Origin of the sequence: Methylorubrum suomiense, from assembly GCF_022179765.1 — a bacterium.
Classification (GTDB): domain Bacteria; phylum Pseudomonadota; class Alphaproteobacteria; order Rhizobiales; family Beijerinckiaceae; genus Methylobacterium; species Methylobacterium suomiense.
This window is the reverse complement of the sequence record NZ_BPRE01000043.1, coordinates 1-1,307: the sequence shown is the minus strand read 5'-3', so window position 1 is coordinate 1,307 and position 1,307 is coordinate 1. Positions and strand designations below refer to the sequence as shown.

Below are 1,307 nucleotides of genomic sequence, written 5' to 3'. Positions count from 1 at the left end.
TCGGCCGCGCCAACGTTCCCGATCCGTGGGAGCCGGGCGCCTACCGCGAAGTCCATGTCAATCGGCGTGTCGACGTCCTGGCGCAGGAGCTTGCCGCCAAGCGCATCGATCGGGCGGAGTTCGAGGTCGGCCGGATGATCCAGGCGGTTTTCGAGCGCGGGTCCGGCGCTCGCCTCGGCTCCGGCGGCTGGTCGCAAGGTGGGTCCCGCGACCAAACCATCGCGCACGAGCTGGCGATCATCTACGCGCTCGACGATGCCGAACGGGTCCGCAAGTTCACCGCACTGCTCGAGAAGGCCATCGGCGGCGTCGGGGTCCGCTTCCTCCGCGCCATCCTGGCGGAGGGCCACAGCTTCGCAGCCTACGCCGCGCGCACCGGCAGGGGTTCGGGCGATCGGGCGGCGACCGATGTGGCGAAGCGGTTCCGGTGGCTCCTGGAGGCGCTGACCGAAGCGCAGCACACCGCGACGGGGGCAACGGGGCAGGCGATCCGGGCCACGCGGGAGCCTTGACCCGTCGGGCGAAACACTGCATCTCACTATCCGTCGCGAGACGCGCGCCCGGGGCCTTCCAGCCGCCGGGCGTTTTCGTACCCGCGTTCTATCCCAGAGGTCGCCGCTCCTGCCTTGCCGGTATGTGCAGGATGTAAGCGGCGGCCGACCCCCCAGCAGCCATTCCGACGCTGTACCGGCGAGGCTTCGGGTAAGCGCATCCTGCTCGAGCGATCGGGGATGCGCGAGGCCATCGGATCGCTCCTCCCGGTCGGCCGCTAATCTGTTCGCCGCCGCCGGGCCAGTTTCCCAGCCCCCGAACCTCCCCACAGCCAAGGCGTTGCCCTGGCGGGACGGCTGCGGGCTTCTATGGCATGATCGGTCCTCGATGAGCGCGCACGCCACTCTCACGGCGATCGAGCAGGAGGCCCGTGCCTTCTGTCGCCTGCGCTTCACCGATGCCGCCAGCTACCTCGAAGCCAAGGACGCGCACTGCAAGCGGGTCGATCGGCTGGTTCGGGAGCTTCGTCGGGAGATCGGCATGCCCGAGATGCTGAGCCTCGGCACCGGCCGGCGTTCGTTCGGCGGACGCTCGTTCAGCGTCGAACTGCGGATGCCGCGGGCCCGGAAGGCAGGCTGATCCTTCAGTTTCGGGCGCTGGATCGACGGCACGCTTGAGGCGTCGGACCCCTCACGCGAGGGTCAATTTCCAAGGTCTCCTGAGATCCTGGAAAACGGGCCAAATCCTCGTCGACTTGGCGCGAAAAGCGCTGCAAAAACATAGGCTTACAAGTGGTCACAGGCTCAAAGCGCTTG

Annotated in this window: 2 protein-coding genes; both read left to right on the top strand. The window is 68.1% G+C overall.

Translation table 11 applies throughout. The annotated features are described in order from the left end of the window. Window positions 1–512 (top strand): hypothetical protein (locus MFF26_RS26330; RefSeq protein ID WP_238308965.1); only part of this gene is annotated, 512 nt, incomplete at its 5' end. A gap of 367 nt (window positions 513–879) precedes the next feature. After that, window positions 880–1,131, top strand: a complete 252-nt coding sequence (locus tag MFF26_RS26325; RefSeq protein ID WP_238308964.1) for a hypothetical protein — start codon at window positions 880–882, stop codon at window positions 1,129–1,131. Window positions 1,132–1,307: the final 176 nt, after the last annotated feature.